The sequence below is a fragment of the Micromonospora sp. HUAS YX12 genome, assembly GCF_040215685.1.
Taxonomy (GTDB): Bacteria; Actinomycetota; Actinomycetes; order Mycobacteriales; family Micromonosporaceae; genus Micromonospora; species Micromonospora tulbaghiae.
Genome location: NZ_CP157974.1, coordinates 1,346,729 through 1,370,157 on the forward strand (window position 1 = coordinate 1,346,729; position 23,429 = coordinate 1,370,157).

The window sequence follows — 23,429 nt, forward strand, 5'->3', positions numbered from 1 at the left end:
ACGTGGAGGATGTGAGGCACATGTGGGGCACGGTCAAGCCCCACATGTTGTTGGCCGTGGCGGATCGCCGGAAGCTCGGATTTCGGACTTAAGGATTGAGAGTTCTCAGGACTGGCCTTTGAGCTAGGAAAGAGAAGTTTTGATCTACCGAAGTGATGTTGAGACTTACCTGTTCAGGGGCGTAAACCCAGCCGGCGGCGAGGTCGGCCTGCCGGTCCTTGCATGCGGCCGGTGGTCACGATGACCGCCGCCACCAGCAACGGCACGGTTTTCCCTCGGTGTGCGTGCCGGTCGGCCGAGACCGGCCGGCAGGTGGGCGCCCAATGCCCGCAGCGCGGCCAGCCGGGTCATGGTCGCTGGTACTACGACGCGCACGTGCCCGGCCCGGATGGCCGGCAGAAGCGGCTACGGCGGGGAGGGTTCCTGACCCGGGCAGCGGCTGAGCAGGGCTTGGCCGAGGTCCTCGAGTTGGACGGCCCGGACGCTATGGCCGAGACCTGGACGATGAAGCGGTGGTTGGAGTACTGGCTGTCGCTGTCGGAGGATCGGCTGCGTCCGTCGACGCTGCGGGCGTACCGGTCGGTGACCCGCACGCATCTGATCCCCTGGCTGGGCCGGTTCCGGGTGGCGGACCTGGACGGCCGCCGCGGGGTCAAGACTGTCCAGCGGGCGGTGGACGCGATCAGCCGGCAGGAAGTAGCCGACGGCAAGCTGATCGCGCCGGGCACGGTGCACCGGGTGGTCGCGGTGCTGCGCAGCGCGCTGAGCGAGGCCCGCCGGCAAGGCCTGGTCTCGACGAACGCGGCGTGGCGGCTGCGCCTGCCGCGGGGTGCCCGGCCGCTGGCGGTGGCCTGGACCCGGGAGCGGGAGAAGCTGTGGCGGGCCACCGGCGTCAAGCCGCCGGTCGCGATCTGGGAGGTTGAGCACGCCGCGAAGTTCCTCCACGGGGCGCGGGAGGACCCATTGTTCCCGCTGTGGTGGCTGATGACTCTACGTGGGCTGCGCCGAGGCGAGGCCGTCGCGGTACGCGGCACCGACCTGGACGTGCTCCACCGCGAGCTCAGCGTGCAACGGCAACTGCTGATCGTCGACGGCAAGACGCACCTCGGGCCGCCGAAGTCCGCCGCTGGCGTGCGAACGCTGGCGTTGGACGAGTTCACCAACCATCTGCTGCGCAAGCAACGCCAGTGGCAACGGGACCGTTTCGCCGGGACCGCACGCAACCCGCATGACTACCTGTTCATTCACCCAGACGGCCGGCCCATACGCCCAGACTGGCTCACCCACCGCTTCCACGCCCTGGTCCATACGCTCGGGCTGCCGCCCGTCCGGCTGCACGACCTACGGCACGGCGCAGCCAGCCTGGCCGGCGCGGCCGGAGTCGAGCTCAAGGTGATCCAGCACGACCTGGGCCACTCCAGCGCGGTCACGACCGCGGACACGTATTGGACGGTGTTCCGGGAGTTGGAGCAGAGGGCGGTGGCCGCGACGGCGGCGTTGCTCCGGTCCCACGCCCGTGTCAGGTTGCCTTTGGGTGCAGCGTCCCAGGCTTAAGTTGACGGCTTGGCTCTGTCGGTCCGGAAGGTCGCGGTGAAGGCCAGGACTACCGCATAGTCATGTTGTCCGGCCGGCCCGGTGTCCCTGCTGCAACTACTCGGCCGGAAATTTCTCGGCGCTTCGGTAAACCTTCTGGGTGGGTTCTTCGTCTAGGAGGTCATGGAGATCGGATCAGGTTCGGACGTCGACGAGTCGTTCGCGGCTTTCGTCGCCACGCGCTCGGGCCGGTTGGTCGCGCACGCGTACCTCCTGTGCGGCGACATGGAGCAGGCTCGGGACATCGTCCAGGGCGTCCTGATCCGGGCGTACCAACGTTGGGCTCGGATCGAGCGCGATGACCCGTACGCGTACGTCGCCGCCGCGGTCGCCAACGCCGTGACGGACTGGTGGCGTATTGCCTACCGCCGCTACGAGACACCGACCGCCGCTCTGCCGGAGCAGTCTGGTGACGCGGCATACGGCGCGGTCGACGACCGGCAGGCACTCCTTGCCGCGCTGAGGCACCTCACTCGGCGGGAGAGGGCAGTCGTAGTCCTGCGCTACCTGGACGACCGCACCGAGACCGACGTGGCCAACATGCTCCAGGTGCGCGTCGGCACGGTGAAGGCCACGTGCCACAAAGCGTTGCGCAGGATGCGCCAGGAACTGCAGGAAAAGTCGTTCGACGGTCTGCAGACCGCGGCTCGGGAAGGAACCAAGAACCGATGAGTACCGAGATGGACCTGCATGAAGCGATGGACGCCGTTGCCGCCACCACGCCACCACTGGACGCCTCCGCCATCCTCGCCGGAGGCAGGCGACGCCGCGCCCGGCGGAAGGTGCTCGTGGCCGGCACCACCGCAGCGGTCATCCTCGGCTTCGGCGCCGCGTTGGTGGGCCTTCCCCTGATGTCACGTCCGGCGGACCAGACAGCCCTCCCGATCCCGACGGTCACGACCACACCGTCCAGCCCGGCGGCGCAGGCGCCCAACCCGACGGCGACGCCGTCCAGCACGGCATCGTCCGCCACCGCGACCCCGACCCTGGAGCCGGCGGAGCGCTTCGTCAGGCTCGACGAGAAACCGTTCGATGGTGCGTACGTCTCGGAGATCACTGACAAGTCGCTGCCATCCGGCAACTCGCTTGGCCCGTTTCCGCGTCTCATCCGGGATGCTGGTACCACGAAGCTGCCGAGCCATGTGGACGACGTCGCTCCGAGAGAGATCCGGGTCAGCGGTGTCAAGGTTCGCCTCTACGTGACCGAAGGGGACGAGGACGTTCAGCAGGCGGAGTGGATTCACGATGGCTCCCTGTTCGTCCTGCAGTGGATGCCGCAGGAAGCTCCGCATCAGATCTCCGAGGCAGACGTCAAGTGGATGATCGCGTCCTCCATAGATGGAGGGTTTTAGCCGCTTCGATCAGGTTCTTTGTGAGATGTCGCTGCGGGTCACTGTAGTCATCGATACGTCGTAGGGTCCCTTCTGTCGCGCACACGGGGGCCGGCTTCCCAGCTGTCTGCCGCCTTCGTACGCATCCGCGACGTCGGCGCACGCCTGACTCGAAGGGGAGCATCTTACCGCAAAGTAGCCTGCTCGAAAGAGTGTTAGACAAGCTGTTGGTAGTGGGAGTGGTCGCCGCAATTGTCATCACTGTCGCGCCGGCACCCGCATCGGCCTACACCGAGACGTCATCGTACGACTCGACCCCGGGTTCGCCCTGGTTCGTCTTCGACAAGAATCCGTCGAGCCCACTGAACAGCCAGCTCGTCGCGTATATGAGTATCGGCAGTCTCCGATATCGCGTCAGTCAGCGTGCTGGTAGTGGTGACGGAAGTACCAACGAGTGCCTGACTAACCGGGGCTGGCTCCCCGATGGTTACTACTGGGCGGACGCAAGGGATAGCACCCGTTTCGCTCACTACAACAAGACCTGGGGGAGCACGGTCGTTCGCGGGTGGGTTTGGGAGCTCGGCTCGAAGAAGTGCGCGGGCGGTAGCGTCACCAGGACGGAGCTGTTCATCCATTCTCAAGGGACCTCCGGATGGTCAGACTCCAACTATCGCTCCGAAGGGTGCATAAAGATCAACCAGACCGACCGCACTCATACGCACAACAGGTACCAGTCCGCATACGGCAGATCCAACGCCTTCCTCCAAATCTACGTCTGACCAGAACGGACTGCCGTTATGAATAACGTGAAACGCCGTAATCGTGCGCTGCTCACGGTGGCTGCACTCATTGCAGCGACAGTCGGCGCCTCGATTTTTCTCCAACCAGCCGCCCACGGCGAGAAGCCGAGCTCCTTGCGCGACCAGGTGCTCCGCCATGAACAGCTGGTTGCGGACTGCATGAAAAGCCGTGGATTTGACTACTCGGTCGGAGTTCCGCGCGACCTGATCGTCGAAGAGGCGCGCGCTGCGGCGGAGGCCAAGGGAGGTGACGTCAAGGCCGCGGTAATCGAAGCTACCGAGGCGTCGCGGAATCACGCTTCTGATCCGAATGAGCTGATCGTGGCCCAGTTGTCACCCGAACGGCAGCGCGCCTGGGGTGATGCGTTGTGGGGCACCGATGAGTCCTCTGGCTGTTTCGACAGCACGCTTCAAGCGGCTGCCAGGGTGGACTTGGACGCCGGGCTCGAGCGTGCGGAGGCGATTTTTGCCCAAGCTAAGTCTGACCCGTCCGTGCAGGCGGCCGAGAACGACTATCTCGCGTGCATGGCAGCGCACCGACACCAGATCAGGTCGATCGACTCATTCTACGAGTACGTGGGTCTCCAGGCCGAGAAGCTGAGCACGGAGGCGGGCCAGGAGCTGTCGGACGCAGCGTACGCGCACCATGCCGACTGCTCGAAGCCGTACAACGAGAGGTTCAACGACGTCCATCGGAAGCTTCTCGGCGGCAAGTAAGTTCCTGCATCTCGTGTAAGGCCTATTGACGATCAGGGCCGTGACCTGCAGCGCAGAGGTCACGGCCCTGATCGTGTTCCCGTCTCCTACAGTAGCGGTCGACGAGGTCTGGTAGGGACGGGATGAGGTGTCAAAGGTCCCCGCAGTACGGCCCTCCCCCTGGACCTCGGCGAGGCAGCAGCGGAGCTTTCAGGAATCTCCAGGTCTTGAGGGTTGGCACGAGTTCGACGAGCCCGGGATCTGGCTGGGCGCGGGTTGACGAACTTTTGTCGGCGGGACCGAGTGCAGCAGGGTTGAACGGGATTCAGGTGGTGCGAGGGCGCCCTGGATCGTCTTGATCGACGACGGTCGGCACACTGGCGCTGGCTACAGCGTTGATCAAGCCGCGCGGGTGCGGACGGCGGCCAAGGCCTCTACGGAGCTGGACAGCGCGGGTGAAGCTCAGATCAGCCGGACGGCGGCCACGGCCAAGACCTACACACGTCGGCCAGTGGCGGGCAGCGCTGCGACGAGCAGTTTACGCGGCGCCTCGATCACCACCGGGGTGAGACAGCTGCGCTGCTGTCGCCTGTTACGGCCGACATCGGCAGCAGAGTTCACTGTGCGAGGTATCAAGACCTGGCTGTTCAAGAGCGTAAGGCGTCGGCCGGTTGTACACGGGCCGCCGCGATCGCCGGGTACACACCCGCCGCAAGCCCGGTGACCATACCGACTAGAGGGCCGCCAGCGAGCACCATCGGATCGAGAATGACGAGCCAGGATTTAGCGAGACTGGTCGCGGCGGTGACATGAACGCCGGCAATAGTCCCCACGACGCCGCCGATCAGGCCCAGTCCAGCAGTCTCCAGACAGAACTGCGCCGCGATGGCACGGCGGGAGGCGCCCACGGCACGGCGAAGGCCAATCTCGGCTCTTCGCTCGAGCACCGATACGTACGAAACATTGCTGACACCCAGTGCGCCGATCACCAACGAGACAAGCGCGAGACCGAGAAAGAGCGCCTGAGTCTCCCGCTCGACGCCTGCACGCAGAGAACGCAAGTCCGGCGGCAGCAGCACCGCTAGTTCATCCGGCGCCTGGGGGGCGATAGCATACGGCACCTCACGTGCCACCTGGTCCGCTGCCCCGAGTTGAGTTCTGACAACCATCTCCGAGTTGGGGAAGCGCAGTCCAGACTGCCCGGTGGCGGTCCAGTACGGCAACGCCACCGCGCCAGTCATGGCCGTGTTGCCCGAGGGCGCTTGGAAGACGCCCACAACTACGTAGGGCACGTCGGCCACGAAGACCATTGCACCGGAGCCCTCTCCCACCGCGCCGAAGAGCCGGGTCGCGGCTACCGAGTCCAGGAGAGCGACCCTGTCGCGCCGGCTCTCATGCCCAGCGTCGAACATACGTCCGCTGACCATCGTTGCGCCGGTGGCTGCCAAGCCACCGTCCTGGACGGCCAACACCGTCGCCTCGCTCCACGGCGCGTCGTCGTTACGAATGTTCGAGATGGTGGGATTCCCGTCGGCCGTGGCCACCAGGCCCGCATCTCGGACACCGTTGAGATCCTTCACCCGCAGGCTCTGCGCAACCTCCGGTCGGGCAACATGCGCGCCTGAATCGAGCGTCGGGTATTTCACCCGTACCTCAGTGGCGGTCAGTTCGTCGAACTTGGCAGTGACCGCCTGAGAAGCGCTCGCGGTGATCCCCAGCGTGGCCACAGCGGCGCAGATGCCGAATGCGACACCCAACGCCGTGAGTGCGGCGCGCCCCCGGCGTCCAGCCATGGCTTGCAGGGACTGAGCGATGACATCCCTGACCGGGGTTGTGGCCCGGCGGGGCCGCAGATGGTCAGCAGACGGCACCGTCAACCACCTTGACGATTCGGTCGGCGCAAGCCGACACCGTATCGTCGTGGGTTACCACGACGAGCGAGCGCTCTTGGGTGACCAGTTGTCGAAGCAGATCCATGACATGCACCGAGTTCTGCCGGTCAAGGTTGCCCGTCGGTTCGTCACACAGAATCACCGATGGTGAGTGCACGATTGCCCGGGCCACAGCCACACGCTGCCGTTCCCCACCCGACAGGGTTGCGGGTCGGGCATACAGTCGGTGGCCCAGTCCTACCTGGACGAGCGCATCTGTCGCCAACCGGGTCCGCTCACGGCGAGGCCACCCTTGGTGGGCCAATGGCAGCATCACATTACCCACACAGTTCAGGTGTGGAACGAGGTGGAAGGCTTGAAACACGAAGCCTAGCGTGACAGCACGGAGGGACGTCAGTTGCCGTTCCGCAAGCCTTGAGGTGTCGTTGCCATCCAGCAGGTACCGACCTGACGTCGGGACGTCCAGCAGCCCTAGAATATTGAGAAGAGTAGACTTCCCGGCTCCCGACGGTCCGACGATCGCCGTCATCTCGCCGCGGCGGATCTCGAGGTTTACTCCGCTCAGAGCCGACACGGCCACCTGTCCCGGAAAGGTCTTGGCGATGTCGATCAAGCGAATGACGGCGTCAGCCAATGGAGCCGCCGTCCCGGGAGCCGACCATTACTCGTACGCCGCCCTTGAGGTCCGGCGAGCCGGTCACCGCGGCGCGCCCATCCACAACGAACAGAACCTCTACCGGCACCGCCGTACGACCGGCATCCGAGAGGATGCGAACTTCGGCCTGGCCGCCCGGCTTGGTCCACAGGGCGGACACCGGGACGACAACGGCCTCGCGAGGGCTCTGTCGCCGAACGATGCGTACCGACACCGGAACGCCATCGGCCAGACCATCCCCAGAGGCGACCGCAATCTTGAAAGTCGCCTCGAAGTTCACCTCGCCCTGTTGATCTGTCTTGACCGTTCTTATCCCGGCAAGGACAACCTTCTTCCCGGTACCGGGCCCCTCACTGATCGCCATGCTGGCATCGGCAGGTAGATCACTGAGTTTCGCTTTGTCATCCTCGCTGAGCGTCGCCACCACCTGCCACTCTCCAGACGCCAGCGTCAGGAGGGGTTGGTCGCCCTTGTCACCGACGCCGGCAGTAACGTCTACTACGGTCGCCGGAAGCGAGGGCAGAAACGCGACCTCACTCATAGGAAGAAACCCCCCGCGCACAGCAGCGGCAGGCGCTTCCCCGGTAGGCGCCGTCTCAGCAGGCGCTGTCGCGGCAGGCGGTTTCTCAGCAGGTAATTCTTCAGCAGGCGCTGTCGTGGCAGGTGCTTTTTCGGCAGGCACCGTCTCAGCAGGGGCGGGGTACCCGATTCGTCGGTAGAGACGGGCCACACTTGCAGCAGTGGCGCGATCGTAGACGTCATCACTGCGCAGGCCGAGGGCCAGCCGCAGTTGCCGGACGTCGGGACCCTCGTCGCCCAGGCGCAGATCGCGGTAACTGGCGAACTTACCTTCTAGCGCGATGAGTGGCCTTCCGGACACCACGGCGATCAGCTGGCGGTTTCGAACTGGGCTGCCCTGCTTCACTGGTAGATCCGTCACAACCGACCTACCACCGGAGACTGTGGGGCCCTCCACGGATGACCTCGACTGGCGGCGGAGGCTGCCTTGGAGAGTGAACCCGTCGGACAGCGGCCCTTCTTCTACTGTCGCGGTCAGCTCCGACGGCGGAGGCGGCGCCGCCTCCGCCGCCCGCTGGGCGGGCGTGCGCGCACGGGATGCAACGGCCCAGATGGACAGTGTCGCTGCGACGACGGCAACCATGATCGCCGCAGCGAAGACTGCCTTGCCGCGCCTGACCGTCATGCCTTCAACATCTCCTGACCTTTCTTCAACGCCTCGCGCACCATCGCGTTCCACGCGACCATATCGGCCTCATACTTGGCCAGTGACTCGACAAATCCTTCGGCCTGCGCCTTCGCAACCGCTTGGTCAAGGCCCGCAGACTTGGTACACGTCGCCTCAGCTGTCGCGATTTTTATTTCAGTCGCCAATGCGGCGTCGAGCGCCTTGCCATTGCTGGGATCGATGTTCTTGTAGAGCTGCCGCGCTTTTTCCTTCATATCCGCGAACCCCTTGATGTCAGGGTAACCCGCCTCTTGGACGCAGGTCCTCCAACGGTCGAGGGCGGCCTGCACCTGCGCATCGCCTTCAATCTCGCGTGACGTGCCCTGCCGTACGAGATTGGACGCTGTAAACGACAGCCGGATATACTCGTTCAGGTCGCCGAACAAGCCGGATCGGACCTCACCGAGGCAACCGGCCCGGGGAATCGCGACTTTGGCACCATCGGGGGCATTGAACGACACCTTCTCGCTCTCCGGCCCATATTTGGCGGTGGTGAGCTTGCTCTTGTACGAGTCAGGTGTCTTTGCGTACGCTGAGTTGTCGGCTGCACCTTCCACCTTGGGTAGCCGACGAGGATCGAGGCCGTACCCGACACGGGCGGCATCGGTGAGATCAGGCGAAACCGGTCGCTGACGTTCGGTTGGCTCATCCCCCGGTGGGGCATCCTCAGGGAAGATCTGGAAACCCTGCTCGGCTAAGCACCGCCGAACAAGCCTGCGCTCAATTTCTTCGACCTCTTTGTACTGCTGTTGAGCAGAATCCCAAGCCATTTGTGCCCGGGTAGCCGCCGCTTCAGCATCCGGGGAGGCAGGATCATCGCCACATCCGCTGAGCCCCACCACCAATATCACCGTCACACACAGTGCTCGACGTCGTCCCATCGCGATTACCCCGTTCTCCCCACCTTGTCCAACAGCAAAGTGTCTCGTTTGCGTGGATTGCACCTCACGAAGCGAGACACCACGGGTCGCTTCGAGCGCTGTAAGCGTCAATCTTCGCGCACACAGACGTCGATTCTGGAAAGGAGGCGATCGGCCCCGGCGTTGCCGGTGCCGATCGACCCCGCACGAACTCGGTCCGTCAACCAGGCGCAAGATGCCTTAGTGGACGCAGGTCAGCACTTGCTCCAGGCGTGCCCCTCGCCGCGATCGTTCCAGCTTTGGCTGTAGCTCAGCTCCCAACCATCGCCCAGAACAGCCATCGTGGTGTTGCTGAGGACGCCGTAGTCACACACGTGCGCGGTACGCGAGTAGAAATTCCTCCACGAGCTGTCGGCCTTGAAAATCGCAGACTGGCCGACATCCCAGTTGTTGTCGCTGACGTTGAACCGGTACATGGAGTTGCTCGTACTGAAGTTCAGGTCCTTGTAGACGCAAAAATAGCCGTCATAACAATTCCGGTCCACCGCCATCGCCGGCGAAGCCAGCCCGACTGTCGCGAATGCAGCTGTCGCAGCCACAACCAATAGGGATCGAACTGTTCTCATGCTACTTTTCCTCCCGTGGCGGGCCTACCGAATTTTGGGCAGCACGCGACCAGTGGGCCTGCAGAATCCCCCGGTCATGTACGCCATCAAATCGATAGGCGAAATCCTTGGATGGCCTCTTTGGACCGCCACCAGATTAACGATCGTGAACTTCCCGCGCTACCCCGTCGCCTCGACCGATAGTGGTTGAATGTCGCTTTCGCGAGAACCGGTAGTGCCTTTCGGGCGGTTATGGCCGCGTTACGATGTGATCTCGATCACTTCGTGCCGGGCCTATATAATGCGCGGGTATTTGATCCACCGGGTCTGCCATCAGAGGTGAACGGGAGCCGCGCCGGGCCTCAGTCCTCGTCAGCCCTCACTTGAGGCGTCCGCCTGGTGCGGAGCAACCGGATCTTCCCGGTCAGAACGCACTGCGGTATCCACTGGAGACCTGACTCGGTGTGGCATGTTCGACATGCTCCCAAATCTGTTGTTCATGCCAGGCCGTCCCGGTGTCGACCGCGTCTCGTCTGCCAACTCACCGCGATCAGCAGCGAAGCCACCGCTACCAACAGGGACATCGCGGCCCAGGCAACGGCTCCTCGCCGGCTGTCCCACGCGGGCAGTGCCTGCACAGCGGCCAGGCCGAACCTCGGACCGAGCAGCAGCACCGGCCCGAGTAGCAGGATCGCTGGCCACCAGGCGCGCCGGTCTCGCCGGGCCGTGAGGACCGCACCAGTGACGATGAGTGCCAGGAACAGCAACGCGCCGAGAATTGCCTCGTACCGCACGTCATAGGACGGCCCGATCAGCACCGTCGCCACCCCGCTCGCGAGGACGAAAGCGGTGATGACCGCGGTGACTCGGTAGCTGTGACGGCGGGGCACCGCCAGTGCCACCAGGCCGAGCGCGAGTTGAGGCACGAGCACGAACAAGTTCGGCTGGTGGAGCGAGGTCAACTCCGTCGAGGGGACGACCGCTACGGCCACAGCCACCCCGATCGTCACGGCGGTCGCGATCGCGACCGCCCATCGTCCGTATCCGGCGGCACCTGCCGGCAGCACAAGCAACCAGGTAATCCACGCCAGCGAACCAAGGGTGTGGAACGGCCCCAGCGTGGGGGCCCCGACGTCGTACTGACCGGGATCCGGAAACACTTCCGTGAGGATCAGGCCCATCGTGGCAAGCACGGTTCCCGCGACCAAGGCGATAGTGCCGGCGAGCGGCAGGGCATCGGCGAGTCCGACGGCGTTGCGGGCCCGCAGGCGTTGGCGCAGCCCGCCGGCCGCCAGGTCGGCGACGTCCGCGAGGTGCGGCCAGCGCTGCCCGGCGGGGGCGAGGTCCATATACGTATCGACGATCTCGACGCCCCGGTCGGTCCGGTCGGCGGCGGGGTACCAGCGCAGGAGTTTGGTGTAGCGCTGACGCAGCACGGACGTCATGCGATACCACCGGCGAAACGCGCACTGCGGGACGCAATCAAGGGCTTCGTCGCCCCACGACCAGCGAGACGGCTGGTCGCCGCCTCGACCGCCCGGCGCATACGATCCGTCTCGGTACGCAGCAACCTGGTCCCCTCGTCGGTGAGGCGGTAGTACTTCCGGGCGCGACCGTCGACGATCTCGTTCCGGTCCACTGTCACCAGTCCGTCGTCGGCCAGCCGGTCGAGGGAGCCGTACAGCGTGCCAGGCCGGAGGGACAGTCGACCCTGCGACAACTCCGTCACCTCGAGGATCAGCCCATAGCCATGCATAGGTCCTTCCGCCAGAGCGGTCAGGATCAGGAACGTGGGCTCCTGCAGCGGGGTCTTCATACACGGAACCTATCGCAGGAAGCATATCTTCGCAACGAAGTGTTGGTCGAGATCGACTGAGATGCCCGGAGACACCTATGCCTGTCCGGGCTTGGTTCCGGGGAGTTTGTGTTGGGCGTTGAGGATGAGTTGGGCGGTGGTTTCGGCGGCTTGCCTGGCTCGTTCGGGTAGGACGGTGGTGTAGGTGTCGGCGGTGAAGGCGTAGCTGGTGTGGCCGAGCATGTCTTGGACGGTTTTCAGGTCGGCGTGTGCGGTGAGGGCGAGGGTGGCGGCGCCGTGGCGTAGGTCATGGAGTCGCACTGGTGGAAGTCCGGATGTGGTGACGAGTGCGGCGAAGTAGTGGGTGAGCCAGTCGGGGCGGATCGGTCGGGTGTCGGGCCGGGTGAATACGGGCCCGTCCGGCTGCCACGGTTTGCGGGCGTCAGCGAAAAGCTGTCGCTGATGATGTTGGTGGTGGCGCAGGACGGCGATGGTGGTGCGGTCGAGGGCGATGGTGCGTTGTCCGGCGGCGGTTTTTGGCGCGTCGAGGTAGGGCCGGCCGTGGGCGTGGGCGATGTGGTGGTTGACCGTGAGTGTGGCTTCGGTTAGGTCGAGGTCGGTCCAGCGCAGTGCGCAGAGTTCGCCTCGGCGTAGGCCGCGTAGCGCGGCGAGCCACCAGAGCGGGTACAGCGGATCGTCGGTGGTGAAGGTGAGGAACCGGGCGAGCTGTTCTGGTGTCCAGACCGACACGGTGGGGCGTTGGCCGTCGTGTCGCCAGGCGGCCACCCGGGCTGCGGACCAGGGTTGTGGGCGGTGTCGCTGGGGGCGGGGTAGCAGGATCAGCCGGGCGGGGTTGACCAGCAGGAGTTGCTCGCGGATCGCCATGTTCAGGGCGCGGCGGAGGGTGGCCCGGATCCGGTGCATCGTCGCGGCGGAGATGGGTGTGCCGGACCGGGTTGGCAGTGCGGCGATGGTCGTGAACATGGTTTCGATGTGGGCGGGTTGCAGTCCGGTCATGGTGTGGTGGCCGAGGTACGGGATCAGGTAGTAGTCAACGTGGTGGCCGTAGGTGACGGCGGTTGATCGGCGGACCCGGCCGGGCAGGCTCTGCAGCCAGCGGCGTAGCCACTGCTCGACGGTGATCCGGCGTGGGTTGGTACCGGCGGCCGCGGTCGCCAGTGCGTTGTCGCGGGCGGTCGTCGCTTGTTGGGCGGTGCGGAAGCCGCCCTTGCGGAACCGGGCGGGGCCTGGCGTGTCGCGGGGAAGCTGGACGCTGAAGTACCAGCTACCGTGTGCGGGATCCATCAATCGGGGGCACCGCGGGCCCAAACGCCGTCCCGTCACCAAGTCCGTGCAACCGCACCGGCGGTATACACCAACAGATCCGTCACCGCCCATGATCACCTCCTTGACCAACTCGTCTATTCCAGAGCGCCACGATCGCGTGGCCCTGCCCGAGGAAACTCGTCTGTTAGCTCCGACGACGCTCAGCACGCAACAGACCTGGACAGATGGGTACGGGAGTCCGGCCGGGTGCGGCGGTCACCGCGCAGCCGGCCCGAGCACCGTGAGCCGTCTGACTCCTGAGGTGAGCCGAAGAAGGCAGCGGTCGGCGCCAGTCGGGCACCGCGACCGTGACCGCAAGTCCCGAACTGGATTCGCGGGGGTTGTCTCGGACGTTCGGCCGTGCGCTGGACAGGGGTCATGTCGGACAGACGAGCACCCGGGGAGCACCCGGGATCCATAGTGGCTGGTGCTCGTCGTGCGTCCTGGTTGCGTTCTAGCAGGTCGGTGTGATACTCAGGAAGAGTACGATTGGGACGGCGTGGCCCGTCCTGCGTACTTTTAATCCATAGGTTCAGGGTTCGAGTCCCTGGCGGCCCACTCCTATGCATGTCAGCGGCCCATTGCAGGGCCGCCGCCTTTGTGGGGTGCTGCTCAAGTTCACCAGTAGCTGCCTACAAGCTTGATGACGTAGACGCATCCCCGGCGGAGGATGTCGGCGGTGAGTGAGTACCAGTACTACGAGTTCGTGGCGGTCGACCGTCCGTTGACCCCGCCGCAGCAGCGTGAGTTGCGAGCGTTGTCGACGCGGGCGCGGATCACGTCGTCGAGCTTCGTCAACGACTACCAGTGGGGCGACCTCAAGGGCGACCCGCGGGAGTGGATGGGGCCCTACTTCGGCCCGCGAGCGTGCGGCGGCCGAGCGCGAACGCCGGCAGCGGGCCAGCGCGATGATCGAAACGAAAAGGCCCAGGGAGTACGACGCGGCCGTGGCCCTGCTCGCCGACCTGAAGGCCCTCGCTGATCGCGACGGCGATACCGGGACGTTCCGGCAGCGGATGCGGCTGTTGCGCGAGCGGCACGCGCGCAAACCGAGCCTGCTCGACCGGCTCGACCGGGCCGGACTCGGCTGATCCCAGGGGTCGACGACTCGCATGCGGGCCCCACAGCATATCGGCCGAGCGGTAGCATCGCGCGTCGGAGCGTACTGATGCGGTGACTGAGGGAGCGACGAAAGGTCATGTCCTTCGTGCCCCCACCGCCGAAGAGCCGGCACTGGACCTTCACCGCCGTCGCCACCGCGGTCGTCACACCGGCGTTGGTGTGGGGCGTCGACCGGTCGTACCGGTCCACGGAGCGGTGCCTGCGGGCCCACGGATCATCGATCGGGGATTCGGACGCCGATATTCCGGAGCCGTGCTCGGAGGTCAGCGCTCTCCTGGGCCTGCTGGTACTGATCGCTGGCGCCTACGTCGCGGCGACGGCGATCACCGGGCTGTGCGTGGGGGTCGCGGAGGGACGCCACCGGCGCGGCTTCGGCCACCGGCGCTGGTTCAGCGTGACCGTCGTCGGCGTCGCCGCCCCCTGGGCACTGGCCACCTACACCGCCGGCTACGGCATCGGCCGGCTGCTACGACCCCCTGCCGTCGACACCTCGTGGGCGGACGGTCGTGACGCAGCGCGTCGTACCCTCGAATTCCTCGCCCAGGGCGGGCAGCCGGGCGCCGTGCCCGCCCCGGGGTTCCTCACCGAGGAGCCGGTCCACCTGGACGCCCGGCTGCACTACGCGCGGCACTACGGCACGACGGTGGCCTACCAGCAGACCTCTGCGGTGGCGTTCGGGTCACCGGCCTTCGTCACCGGCGCCCTGCTCGCCAACGCCGTCGGGAACAGCAACGCCCGCTCCCGGGCCGCACGCATGGCCAGCCCACAGTGGCGCGACCACGAACTCACCCGGGTCGTGCTCACCCCCACGCGAACCTGGTGCTACTCCTTCGGACGGTGGCTGTCGTTCGACCACACCGCCGTCATGGAATACCACCTCGACCCGCACGGGGTGGTGCTCCTCTTCGCCGACACCGAGCCGCTGCGCCTGACCGGACCGGGCGCCTGGCTGCACGCGGTCCTCTTCGCGTACTTCCGCTTCGGCGCCCCGGCACTGACCACCGCAACCTTCCTTTTGCCGATCCGCGCCACGCAGTCACCGGCTGCATCTGCCGCGACCTCACCCTCAACCAGCAGGTGAAACATGGACAATAACGAACAGAGGACCACTCGCTTGGCGGTTCTCATCGATGCCGACAACGCCCAGCCCGCAGTCGTCGCCTCGCTCCTGGCCGAGATCGCGAAGTACGGAACAGCCCATGCCAAACGCGCCTACGGGGACTGGACCGGCACCAGCCTTCGTGGCTGGAAGGAACACCTTCTCGCGCAGTCCATCCAACCGATCCAGCAGTTCGCCTACACCACGGGCAAGAACGCCACCGATGCCGCCCTCATCATCGACGCGATGGACCTGCTCTACACCGGGCGCTTCGACGGATTCTGCATCATCTCCAGCGACAGCGACTTCACGCGCCTAGCCTCACGGATCCGTGAATTCGGGCTGACCGTCTACGGCTTCGGCGAGCGTAAGACGCCCCAATCGTTCGTCGCCGCCTGCGACAAGTTCATCTATACCGAGAACCTCAAGCTCGACCCTCCGGCATCGCATCAAGCGGTTGCCGTCAAGCCGCGTACGCCCATCGTCGACCCCAGCAACGACCCGACCCTCGTGAGGCTGCTCCGGGACACGATCGAAGCCGCCTCCGGCGACGACGGCTGGGCACACCTGGCAAGCGTTGGGCACATCCTCACCAAACGCCGTCCCGACTTCGACTCCCGCACCTACGGGTTCTCCAAACTCACCGACCTCGTCGCAGCCACCGCTCTCTTCGAGGTGGACCGCCGACTACCCGCTGACGGTAAACCCGCCGTGGTCTACGTTCGCGACCCTCACGCCTCGACGCGGCACCGCCTGGACTCACCGCCGCTGAGCTGAGGGCTGGGTGCCTTCTGCGTGCTCCACCGCAAAAGCTCACCGCGATCGAAGTCGCGGTAGTGCCTAGTAGAGCGTCGCTGCTAATACTTGGGATACAGGTGGCGGAGCTTGATGCGGGCGTCGTCGGTGGTGAAGTGCCACTGGACTTGACGTTGGTTGGCGTTGACGTCGGCCTGCCAGGCGGCGAGTTCGGTGTTGAGGACGTCGATGTTCTCGATGCGGCGGTCCAGGCACTGGCGAGAAAGTGCCGAGAGTTCGATCTCGGCGACGTTGAGCCAGGAGCCGTGTTTGGGGGTGTGATGGATCTCCAGTCGCTGGGCCAGCGCGAAGGCTTCCTCGGGCTCGAAGGCCTCATATAGCGAGGCGATGTTGTGGGTGTTGAGGTTGTCCATGACCAGCACGATGGTCTCGGCGTCGGGGAAGTCGACGGTCAGGAGCCGGCGGACTTGGCGGGCCCAGTCGATCCGGGTGCGGTGGGGCTGGGCGTCCACATGGCGCCAGCCGGCGAGGGGCTGGACCCAGCAAAAGATCGAACAGGTCCCGTGGCGGACGTACTCGGAGTCCTCCTTGCGGTCATGGCCGGGCACGGCGGGGACCGCCTCCCGGGCATCGGCCAGCAGTTGGTAGGGCTTCTCGTCCATGCACACCACCGGCCGGTCCGGGTCGGCCGGGCGTGCGTAGACCGCAAGCACGTCCTCCATCGCCGCCACGAACGCCGCGTTCTGCTTGGGCGGGATGTTCCAGCACTTCTTCAGATGAGGGCGAAGTTTCGTTTTTTTAGAATCCGGCCGATGGTGGAGTGGTCCAGGTCGGGGATGTCGTCGATGAGCGCGACCTTCTTTTCCAGCAGCCGCAGGCTCCACCGGGCATGCCCGGTCGGCGGGGCGGTACAGGCCAGCGCGATCAGCCTCGCCTCGACCTCCCCGGTCACCAGGGACGGCACCGGCGGCGCGGCACGCTTCGTGCGGCCCACCGTGGCCCAGATATCGCCGCCGGTCTCGGCGAACCGCTTCGCGACCAGCCGCAGCGTCTCGCCCGAGACACCCAGCCGAGCCGCGATCACCTCACCCGGGTCCACCTCGCCAGCCGAGGTGTCCAACGCGAGCAGCACCTGCGCCCGCCTGATCATCGAGGCCGGGTGCACACCCGTAGTGGTCACCTTCAACAGTGCTTCATGATCAGCCGAAGTCAATGTGACCGGCCGCTTCTTCTGCGACGACATGGGAGTCCTGACCGGCAGAGGGGAAGGGGAAGATCTGCCGACACCAACCTCCCAACAAGACACACCAGAACTTAGCAGCGACACGCTACTAGTAGCGGATGCCCAAGCATTTCCGTCTGCTGGGCAGCACCGCTGCCCAGCAGAGCGCTCAAGGCCGTCGGGCACCGACCTTGAGCGCTCGCCGGGCTCACGCAGCGTCGTCGCCGCCGCGTTCCGCGTTGCGGCTACGAATTCGACTCCGGCTACGCCGGCGGCGAGCGAACATGGTGGCCGCTGCCGCAAGGCCAGCCATGATCAGTGCCGTCGGCAGGTTCTCGACAATGCCGTCCAGCGCGGCGCTGGAAAGCTCGTTGATCATCCGCAACTCCTCCGTCTACCCTTCCGGACCTGACGAGAATTCTCGGTGCCGGGCCAGGCCCACAGACACGCTGCGTTACAGGCGGCGGCAGGACGGGCCGGGCCGGGCCAGAACGGCACGCCCAGCCACCGATGACGTGCGTCGCGGCACGTCCCGGTACGTTCCAGTACACGGCGAGCCTGAAGGAGCGTTCAATTCGACCGCCGCATCGAAGGTCACTACGCTTGATCGCGCCTGCCACCCGGCGGGCGGGCCTTGACCTTCAGGGGTGGCATGGCGGCGTTGAGTCGCGCTCCTGGCGTGACCGGAAGATTGAAGCGGCTCAACGATGAGCTGCACATCCTCCATGCCCGGGCCGGGTGGCCCTCGGTCCGCGACATGGCACGTGCGTGCGACTGCGGCCCGAACATCATCAAGAACGTCTTCTCGGTCGCCCGGATCCCCAGCCTGCCGCGGCTCCTCGGGATCGTCGAGTTCCTCGCCAAGATTGACCGCAAGGCCGACCCGGACGAGTTGTGCGACCACTTCGACGCGCTGTGGCAGGCCGCCATGGCGGACCAGGTACCGGACCTCTTCCCACCGACGATCACTGACAGTGATGACGAGGACGGCTTCGAGCCTCCCGCGGCTGGCGCTCGGCCCGACTCGCCCGGTCCTGTCGGGCCGACGGGTGGAGGAGTGAGCACACCTCCCACCGCCAGCGAGCCGACGGCACCCTCATCGGCCGGCGGCGTCGTGAGCGAATCCGTTCCGGCGAGCCATGGCGACGAGTGGCGAGCGCTCTTCGTTGGCGTCGACACTTACCTAACGGCCGGCGCGGAGCCAGTCGTCCATCGTGACCTGAAGCCAGCCAGGCAACTCGCCGGGATCTTCCGAGAGTCCCCCGCCGACGGGCCATCGCCGGACACCAATGAGCTCCTGTTGAACCCGACGCGGGAGCGCCTCTGGTCATCGTTCGTCGAGGCGGCGTCCCAGGCGCGAGAAACGCTGATCATTTACTACACCGGCCACGGAATACGGGATGCTCGGACGTCCGAGGTTTACTTGTCCGCAGCTGACACCATCACCACCGCCGACGGCTTCACAATAAATGCGATCAGTGTCCGGGACATCCGATACCTACTGGCACTGAGTCCTGCGAAGCAGCTTGTCTTGATCGTTGACGCGCACTTCGACAACCGTCCGGAACGACAGACGACCGTACTGCCAGTCCGTCCAGTCCCGGAACAGCCCTACCACGTTGCTTCGGATTCGTTGCGACGGAGGGTCTTCGTTATGGCGCACAGCTCCGAAGAGGACGCTAACCTATCGGCGTTTTCGTCTGGACTCGTACGGGTCTTCCACGCCACTGGCAGCGGCAAGAGTATGGCAGCCGTTCACGCTCAGATGGCTGCGCTCGCCGAGACGCAACGTTGGCGAGGACTGCGAAGGGCTTACCTCAACGACGGTGACCAGATTCAGTTGGACGGCTTGCTGCGCGATCGAGAGTCGAACATGCTTTCCGCCTGGCTTGTAAACGAGAGTTTACAGCTAACTCGAACGGCCACCCCGCCATTCGCCATCCCCGGTGATGCTTTCGTGGCAGTTAACCGAAGTGGCCATGGGCTATCCGTTGCCCGCGCAGGCGCGCACCTCAGCGTCCGGCTATGGAGCGTGCGACACGACGGCACAAAGCCCGACTCCGAACCAGTTACCGAACCGATAAATCACCCCGTCGAGTCTTTAGCTCTGGCTGCGGTCGTTGGTGGTCGGCCCGTGCTGCTTGCAAGCAGCACTGATGGCGTGCTGGAGTACTGGAACTGGGCTGAGGGGGGCGAGATAGCCGCGATGCCGGCAGCAAATACCTGGTCAATCGCTGCGGTTGCCGCCGTTGTTCCTCCGGACGGACACGCTGTCCTTTGTGCGATCAGCGACAGCAAGACCATCATCAGCTGGACCACGCACGGAGGCGAAACTCGTCCGAGCCCGCTGCAGGTAGACGATGACGTGAGCGCGGTAGCGCTGGCATTGACTTCAGATGAGCGAGTGTTGGTAATCGTCGGTCATTCGACGGGCCGAGTCGTCGCAGGAGACCTTGAGAGCGGGCATATGCTCGCGGAATTCAAAACCCCGCAGGTAGGAGGAGTCACGGCGATCGCCGCTGGCCCGACACCTGACGGTCACATGATCGTGGCGACGGCTGACGAAAGCGGGACCGTGCAGGTCTGGGATCTAGCGAACCAGACAGAAATTAGTCAGCCTATCCGGGGGGTCAGCGGCAGGGTGGTGCTCGCAGCCGTATCGGATGCGGCAGGCGTCCGGTTTGTCATCGAGAATCAGTAGGCGATCACTCGAGCACAGCGGACCAGCCCTGGCCGCGACTTGGGCGTCGAAGTCGGGATGTGAGGCACAGGGAGCGGCGTGACTACAGTGAGCCGTTTTCAAGCTGATCTTGCAGGTCAGGGCCTGTGTGGCAGGCCCGGTGATCGATGGGTGCGAGGCTCCAGGTAGGACAGCTGTCGACCAAGACTCGAAGCCCCGACCGGGAGCCTCGCCATGCTGTCCTACCCCGCCACGATTCCGTTGTCCAGCCGCACCCTGAACCACCTCGCCGAACGCATCCGCGGCCACCGTCAGCAGCGCCGATCCCGGTGGCGGCGCCTCGATCCCGGCCGGCAGGCGCTGCTGGCTCTCGCCCACCTGCGTAACGGCGACACCTACACCCGACTCGCGGCCGGCTTCGAGATCGGCGTCGCCACCGCCTGGCGCTACGTCCAGGAAGCAATAGCCCTGCTCAGCTCTACAGCCGATGACCTCGCCACCGCCATGCAACGGATCCGGCGGCTGGCGTACGCGATCCTGGACGGCACCCTGATTCCGATCGACCGGGTCGCCGACCAGCGGCCGTACTACTCCGGGAAACACAAGCACCACGGCGTGAACGTGCAAGTCATCGCCGATGCCGCCGGCCGACTTGTCTGGGCTTCCCCGGCGCTGCCCGGCTCGGTCCATGACCTGAGCGCAGCCCGAACCCACGGCATCATCGACGCGCTTACCAGGGCAGACGTGATGATCTTCGCCGATAAGGGCTACCAGGGCGCCGGCGGCAGCGTGCGCACCCCGTTCAAGCGGCGCCGCTTCCGCCCGAAGCTGTCACGCCGGCAGAAGGCCGTAAACCGCGCCCACGCGAAGGTCCGCGCCCGCGGTGAACGCGCGATCGCCACCCTCAAGACCTGGAAAATCCTGACCAAGCTGCGCTGCTGCCCGCAGCGAGCGACGACGATCGTGCAGGCCATCCTCGTCCTGCACCACGTCGAAGCCAACCGCTGCGCAGGATGAAAATGGCTCAGTCATGCCGCTCCCGCTTGATCGACCGCTAGGCGAGGTCGAGGGCTGCGGGTGCTCCACGGGTGCTCGGACGCCCGCAACCCAGGACGGACCCATCGGCAAACCGCGAGCATTAGCCCGGGCTGGCTGCTTGCGGTCAACGGGCGCTGCGTTACCGGGTGCTGGACCAGCGCGGACGCGACGGGACGGCGCCCCCGCTGCCCGGACCGTAAGCAAACGTGACGATCCCGCCGAATCTGTGATGACCTGGGCACTTCTAATCCATACGTTCAGGGTTCGAGTCCCCTTTACCGCCGCGAGCCAGATCGCTACGGCGCCGCTCGACAGCGGCTCGGTACCGCTGGTCGGATACTGGCCGAGTGACGGACGAAGTGGCCGGCAGGTCGACACGGTGGACGATTCATGGTGAGCGGGTTGTCGACGGGAGCCGACGCTCCAGGCTGAGCATCGCGGACGTGGAGCTTCCGGACGGGGTCCGCTTCGAGCAGTACGTGATCCGTGCACCCCGGTCGGCCATGGTTGCCGTCCTCGACGGCCAGGAGCGCCTGCTTCTGATGCGGCGGCACCGGTTCGTGTTCGACCGGTGGGTGTGGGAGCTGCCGGGTGGCTACGTCGATGACGGTGAGGATCCGGCGAAGTGCGCGGTCCGGGAGGTCGAGGAGGAGACCGGGTGGCGTCCCGAGGCAGTAGAGCCGTTGCTGTCGTTTCAGCCGTGGGTGGCAACCGCGGACGCGGAGAACTTGCTGTTTCTTGCCCGGGAGGCGGAGCACATCGGCGCCCCGGTTGACGTCAACGAGACCGAGCGGGTGGCCTGGATTCCACTGGAGGAGGCGCGGCGACTCGTCTCCGAGGGTGAGATCGTTGGTGCCGGCACAGTCATTGCGGTGCTGGAGTTGGTGGCGCGCAAGGCTCGGGGTGAGCTGTAGTCAGCGGCGCTGGCCGAGCGCCGCGTCAACTCGGGTGATGAATTGCCGTACTGCTGGCCGACTGCGGTGGGACATCAGGCCGGTTTGCAGGTCGCGCACGTAGCGGACGGCCCGGGCCGACCGTAGCTGCGTGGTCAGGGTGAGGGCTTCCGTGCCGATGGCGCTGGCACGTTCCGCCTCGCCGTGGCGAGCGTGGACACTGGCCAGCAGGGCAAGGTTGAAGGCTTTGCCGCGTATGTAGCGTTCGTCCATCTTCAGTGAGCGAGCGGCGAAGCGTTCAGCTCGACGGTGTTGACCGAGCGCGTGGAAGCAGTGGCCGAACTTGGCTGACAGGTACGCCTCGTCGAAGTAGCCGAGCCATTGCGGATCTCTGCTGCGGTCGGCGCGGTCGAGGGCTTGCTCTGCTTGGTGAAGCGCGGCGGCGCAATCGCGTTCGTGGAGAGCGACAGCGTGGGCGTGGGCTTCCATGACCAGCGCTTCGGCAGTCAGGACGGTGAGACCGGCGCGCTGTGCTGTCTGCCGGGCGGCGCGGGCAAGGTCGACGCCCGCGGCGGCGTGCCCGAGGTAGGTGGCTTGGTGGCTCATCGCGGCGAGAATCTCGGCACCCAAGCCGGGGTCGTCGGCCGTTCTGGCCAGGTCGAGGGCCTGAGTGAGGTAGCGCTGGGCGAGGCCGTGTTCGGCCATGTCGTACGCCTGCCACCCGGCGAGTTGAGTCAGTTCGGCAACGGCGGTGAGCAGTCTACGGCCGGTCGCCGGGTCGTACCGGCCCTCGACCATCAGGGGCGTGACCTCGTGGTGCAGGAAGCGGGTGACGTTGTCGCGCGCGTGCCCGCCGCCGTATTGGTTGTCGAGTCGCCGATAGGTGGCGGTCATCTGGCGGATGGTGTCGATGTCGGGTTGACCGACCGTCCGGCGCCCCTCCTGCTCGACGGGCTGCGCCGTGGTGGCGGTGAACCAGCGTAGGGCGGGCAGGGTGTATGCCGTGGAGCTGAACACTGTCTGGCGAAGCATGTCTCGACGGTTCACATCGCCTTCCCATAGTTGCGCGGCGGCCCGGACGTCCTCGCGCCAAGACCTGCTGGCCGGCAGGTCACTGTGCCGACTGCGCGGGTAATCCGCCATGGCCGGACGACATGCACGCTGGCGAGGTGCCAAGCCCAGCGTCATCCGGGCTTCGTCGGGCATGCCGCAGCCGTCGGCGATCCGCTCCAGCACGTCGATCGAGGTCACCCGCCGGCCGGCGATGACTCGGCTGATGTAGCCCTGTTCCAGGCCGACAGCCGCTCCGATGCGAGTTTGGCTCGCGCCGGTGTGCCGGGCAAGCAGCCGAAACACGGCACCAATGTCTCGGGCCGCCAGCGCCTCGTGCATGTCCTCGCGCGACCAGACTTCGTCGGGTATCCGGAGATTTCCCAGCAGCACAACGGCTCCCAGCGTTGTCAAGCGACTACTCATGGTGCTCAGCCAGGAGCCTACGGTCGGTGTAAGGGCAGGTCGAGCCCGCTCATGTCACCGTGACATGGCCAGCCGACATGGTCGCCGCACCCCGCTCGGCAGGACCGTCTCCAGCATGGACTTCGATGCCGATCGCCTCCGAGGCCGCCTGTACCTGTTGGTGCGATGGCTGCTCCGGCAACACGAGCCGCCACCACCGCCCGGAACAGGACAGCGGTACCAGGACGCCGAGCGCGCGGCAGCCCAACAGCGATTACTCGACCTGGCAGCACAGCTACGACGACCCCAGGGCACCCGTGAGTCGGCGCAGGACCCGGCAGAGCAGCGATGAGCCGAAGGGCGGC

General features: G+C 65.8%; 22 protein-coding genes. 10 read left to right on the forward strand and 12 right to left on the reverse strand.

Going from position 1 to position 23,429, the window contains the following annotated elements:
• Positions 1 to 240 precede the first annotated feature (240 nt).
• The 4 genes from ABIH81_RS06705 (at position 241) to ABIH81_RS06720 (ending at position 4,441) form a co-directional block, all read left to right on the forward strand.
• A complete protein-coding gene (locus tag ABIH81_RS06705; protein WP_349881027.1) occupies positions 241 to 1,554 on the forward strand; it encodes a tyrosine-type recombinase/integrase in 1,314 nt (437 codons plus the stop codon).
• Positions 1,555 to 1,716: 162 nt separating this feature from the next.
• Positions 1,717 to 2,265: a SigE family RNA polymerase sigma factor gene (locus ABIH81_RS06710; protein ID WP_349879507.1), complete on the forward strand. Its 549-nt coding sequence runs from the start codon at positions 1,717 to 1,719 to the stop codon at positions 2,263 to 2,265.
• On the forward strand, positions 2,262 to 2,945 hold the full coding sequence (locus ABIH81_RS06715; RefSeq protein ID WP_349879508.1) for a hypothetical protein: 684 nt from the start codon (positions 2,262 to 2,264) through the stop codon (positions 2,943 to 2,945). The genes ABIH81_RS06710 and ABIH81_RS06715 overlap by 4 nt, the downstream gene beginning before the upstream one ends.
• A gap of 776 nt (positions 2,946 to 3,721) precedes the next feature.
• On the forward strand, positions 3,722 to 4,441 hold the full coding sequence (locus ABIH81_RS06720; protein ID WP_349879509.1) for a hypothetical protein: 720 nt from the start codon (positions 3,722 to 3,724) through the stop codon (positions 4,439 to 4,441).
• A 626-nt stretch (positions 4,442 to 5,067) separates the two neighbouring features.
• Here ABIH81_RS06720 and ABIH81_RS06725 read toward each other — a convergent pair.
• From ABIH81_RS06725 to ABIH81_RS06760, 8 genes are all read right to left on the reverse strand, one after another.
• The gene (locus tag ABIH81_RS06725) at positions 5,068 to 6,213 is read right to left on the reverse strand and encodes an ABC transporter permease (RefSeq protein WP_349879510.1); all 1,146 of its coding nucleotides are present in this window, start codon (positions 6,211 to 6,213) and stop codon (positions 5,068 to 5,070) included.
• 64 nt (positions 6,214 to 6,277) lie between these two features.
• Complete coding sequence (locus ABIH81_RS06730; RefSeq protein ID WP_349879511.1) at positions 6,278 to 6,925, reverse strand: ABC transporter ATP-binding protein; 648 nt, start codon at positions 6,923 to 6,925, stop codon at positions 6,278 to 6,280.
• A 13-nt stretch (positions 6,926 to 6,938) separates the two neighbouring features.
• Entirely contained in the window at positions 6,939 to 7,892 is a 954-nt protein-coding gene (locus tag ABIH81_RS06735; RefSeq protein WP_349879512.1) for a hypothetical protein, read from the reverse strand.
• 275 nt (positions 7,893 to 8,167) lie between these two features.
• Entirely contained in the window at positions 8,168 to 9,055 is an 888-nt protein-coding gene (locus tag ABIH81_RS06740; RefSeq protein WP_349879513.1) for a hypothetical protein, read from the reverse strand.
• Between the two features lie 272 nt (positions 9,056 to 9,327).
• Positions 9,328 to 9,699: a hypothetical protein gene (locus ABIH81_RS06745; RefSeq protein WP_349879514.1), complete on the reverse strand. Its 372-nt coding sequence runs from the start codon at positions 9,697 to 9,699 to the stop codon at positions 9,328 to 9,330.
• 476 nt (positions 9,700 to 10,175) lie between these two features.
• Positions 10,176 to 11,123, reverse strand: coding sequence for a hypothetical protein (locus tag ABIH81_RS06750; RefSeq protein WP_349879515.1), 948 nt, complete (start codon positions 11,121 to 11,123; stop codon positions 10,176 to 10,178).
• The gene (locus ABIH81_RS06755; protein WP_349879516.1) at positions 11,120 to 11,494 is read right to left on the reverse strand and encodes a PadR family transcriptional regulator; all 375 of its coding nucleotides are present in this window, start codon (positions 11,492 to 11,494) and stop codon (positions 11,120 to 11,122) included. The genes ABIH81_RS06750 and ABIH81_RS06755 overlap by 4 nt, the downstream gene beginning before the upstream one ends.
• A 75-nt stretch (positions 11,495 to 11,569) precedes the next feature.
• The gene (locus ABIH81_RS06760; protein ID WP_349879517.1) at positions 11,570 to 12,778 is read right to left on the reverse strand and encodes a tyrosine-type recombinase/integrase; all 1,209 of its coding nucleotides are present in this window, start codon (positions 12,776 to 12,778) and stop codon (positions 11,570 to 11,572) included.
• A gap of 968 nt (positions 12,779 to 13,746) precedes the next feature.
• Here ABIH81_RS06760 and ABIH81_RS06765 point away from each other — a divergent pair.
• The 3 genes from ABIH81_RS06765 to ABIH81_RS06775 all read left to right on the forward strand — a co-directional run bounded on the left by ABIH81_RS06765 (position 13,747) and on the right by ABIH81_RS06775 (position 15,797).
• A complete protein-coding gene (locus ABIH81_RS06765) occupies positions 13,747 to 13,890 on the forward strand; it encodes a hypothetical protein (RefSeq protein ID WP_349879518.1) in 144 nt (47 codons plus the stop codon).
• Positions 13,891 to 13,997: 107 nt separating this feature from the next.
• Positions 13,998 to 15,002 (forward strand): hypothetical protein, encoded by a 1,005-nt coding sequence (locus ABIH81_RS06770; protein WP_349879519.1) that lies wholly within the window; start codon positions 13,998 to 14,000, stop codon positions 15,000 to 15,002.
• A gap of 33 nt (positions 15,003 to 15,035) precedes the next feature.
• Complete coding sequence (locus tag ABIH81_RS06775; RefSeq protein ID WP_349879520.1) at positions 15,036 to 15,797, forward strand: NYN domain-containing protein; 762 nt, start codon at positions 15,036 to 15,038, stop codon at positions 15,795 to 15,797.
• 80 nt (positions 15,798 to 15,877) lie between these two features.
• Here the strand turns inward: ABIH81_RS06775 and ABIH81_RS06780 are convergent, their stop codons facing one another.
• The 3 genes from ABIH81_RS06780 to ABIH81_RS06790 form a co-directional block, all read right to left on the reverse strand.
• Positions 15,878 to 16,660, reverse strand: a complete 783-nt coding sequence (locus ABIH81_RS06780; protein WP_349876491.1) for an IS630 family transposase — start codon at positions 16,658 to 16,660, stop codon at positions 15,878 to 15,880.
• On the reverse strand, positions 16,549 to 16,956 hold the full coding sequence (locus ABIH81_RS06785; RefSeq protein ID WP_349876492.1) for a helix-turn-helix domain-containing protein: 408 nt from the start codon (positions 16,954 to 16,956) through the stop codon (positions 16,549 to 16,551). The genes ABIH81_RS06780 and ABIH81_RS06785 overlap by 112 nt, the downstream gene beginning before the upstream one ends.
• Positions 16,957 to 17,206: 250 nt before the next feature.
• On the reverse strand, positions 17,207 to 17,377 hold the full coding sequence (locus tag ABIH81_RS06790; protein ID WP_349879521.1) for a hypothetical protein: 171 nt from the start codon (positions 17,375 to 17,377) through the stop codon (positions 17,207 to 17,209).
• Between the two features lie 300 nt (positions 17,378 to 17,677).
• On the opposite strand from ABIH81_RS06790, the gene ABIH81_RS06795 reads away from it, so the two are divergent.
• The 3 genes from ABIH81_RS06795 to ABIH81_RS06805 all read left to right on the forward strand — a co-directional run bounded on the left by ABIH81_RS06795 (position 17,678) and on the right by ABIH81_RS06805 (position 21,630).
• Entirely contained in the window at positions 17,678 to 19,699 is a 2,022-nt protein-coding gene (locus ABIH81_RS06795; RefSeq protein ID WP_349879522.1) for a hypothetical protein, read from the forward strand.
• Positions 19,700 to 19,912: 213 nt separating this feature from the next.
• Positions 19,913 to 20,695: a transposase family protein gene (locus tag ABIH81_RS06800; protein ID WP_349879523.1), complete on the forward strand. Its 783-nt coding sequence runs from the start codon at positions 19,913 to 19,915 to the stop codon at positions 20,693 to 20,695.
• A gap of 368 nt (positions 20,696 to 21,063) precedes the next feature.
• Positions 21,064 to 21,630 carry an NUDIX hydrolase gene (locus ABIH81_RS06805; RefSeq protein WP_349879524.1) on the forward strand — a complete coding sequence of 189 codons (567 nt, stop codon included), beginning with the start codon at positions 21,064 to 21,066 and terminating at the stop codon, positions 21,628 to 21,630.
• Here the strand turns inward: ABIH81_RS06805 and ABIH81_RS06810 are convergent, their stop codons facing one another.
• The gene (locus ABIH81_RS06810; RefSeq protein ID WP_349879525.1) at positions 21,631 to 23,052 is read right to left on the reverse strand and encodes a helix-turn-helix transcriptional regulator; all 1,422 of its coding nucleotides are present in this window, start codon (positions 23,050 to 23,052) and stop codon (positions 21,631 to 21,633) included.
• Positions 23,053 to 23,429 lie beyond the last annotated feature (377 nt).